Raw genomic sequence first — 1,388 nt, 5'->3', positions numbered from 1 at the left:
CCGCCAGCCGTGCCGTGGCGGATGCCGGCACCGCCGTCGGCGCCTATCTTGTGGCCTGGGCCTGGTTCGGCGCGGCGGTCTTCACGGATCCTGTTCCCTGGCTCCTGGCCCTGGCGGCGGGGGCCGCGGTGATCATCCGGGCCGCCGGTTCCGTTATGCGGCGGAAACCCCGATTTTCCACCCCCGCGGACCGCGTCACCCTCGGCAGGGCCGGCATCGTGGCCTTTTGTGCCGCCGAAACGGTGGTGGGGTTGATCGCCGGAGCCGGACCAAGCCTTCCGGTGGTGGTCCTGGGCACGGCCGCGTTCCTGCTCGATGCCGTGGACGGACGGGTGGCCAGGTTCACGGGTTGTGCCACGGCCGAGGGTGCGCGCCTGGATTCGGATACGGACGCCGCGCTGGTCCTGGTGCTGTCCTGCGCGGCGGCGGGAAAGTTCGGCCTGTGGCCCCTGGGCATCGGCCTGATGTACTACGCGTTCCTCGCAGCGGCCTGGTTCCGGACGTCCCTGAAGAACCCGCTGCCGTCCAGCACCGTCCGCAGGGTCATCGGAGCCGCCCAGCCGGCGGCCCTGCTGTTCGCCCTGTTGCCGGCGGTGCCTCCGGCGCTGGGAGCCATGGTGCTCGGGCCGGCGCTTGGGCTGCTGGCCTTTTCATTCGGGCGGGACGTGGTCAAACTGGAACGGCTCCGGGCCGGTTCACAGCCGTGCCGTGGCGGATGCCGGCACCGCCGTCGGCGCCTATCTTGTGGCCTGGGCCTGGTTCGGCGCGGCGGTCTTCACGGATCCTGTTCCCTGGCTCCTGGCCCTGGCGGCGGGGGCCGCGGTGATCATCCGGGCCGCCGGTTCCGTTATGCGGCGGAAACCCCGATTTTCCACCCCCGCGGACCGCGTCACCCTCGGCAGGGCCGGCATCGTGGCCTTTTGTGCCGCCGAAACGGTGGTGGGGTTGATCGCCGGAGCCGGACCAAGCCTTCCGGTGGTGGTCCTGGGCACGGCCGCGTTCCTGCTCGATGCCGTGGACGGACGGGTGGCCAGGTTCACGGGTTGTGCCACGGCCGAGGGTGCGCGCCTGGATTCGGATACGGACGCCGCGCTGGTCCTGGTGCTGTCCTGCGCGGCGGCGGGAAAGTTCGGCCTGTGGCCCCTGGGCATCGGCCTGATGTACTACGCGTTCCTCGCAGCGGCCTGGTTCCGGACGTCCCTGAAGAACCCGCTGCCGTCCAGCACCGTCCGCAGGGTCATCGGAGCCGCCCAGCCGGCGGCCCTGCTGTTCGCCCTGTTGCCGGCGGTGCCTCCGGCGCTGGGAGCCATGGTGCTCGGGCCGGCGCTTGGGCTGCTGGCCTTTTCATTCGGGCGGGACGTGGTCAAACTGGAACGGCTCCGGGCGAC

General features: G+C 71.5%; 1 protein-coding gene and 1 pseudogene. Both read left to right on the top strand.

Annotation, left to right across the window (positions count from 1 at the left end):
- Window positions 1-155: 155 nt before the first annotated feature.
- Window positions 156-596 (top strand): annotated as a pseudogene (locus Y706_RS30675) (CDP-alcohol phosphatidyltransferase family protein); the annotation flags it as partial.
- A 112-nt stretch (window positions 597-708) separates the two neighbouring features.
- Window positions 709-1,388, top strand: a 680-nt coding sequence (locus Y706_RS29285; RefSeq protein WP_084476094.1) for a CDP-alcohol phosphatidyltransferase family protein, incomplete at its 3' end; no start/stop codon positions are given.

Origin of the sequence: Arthrobacter sp. I3, assembly GCF_000520575.1 — a bacterium.
Lineage (GTDB): Bacteria > Actinomycetota > Actinomycetes > Actinomycetales > Micrococcaceae > Arthrobacter > Arthrobacter humicola_A.
Note: the sequence above shows the minus strand (reverse complement) of the source record. Positions and strands in the feature narration are given on the sequence as shown.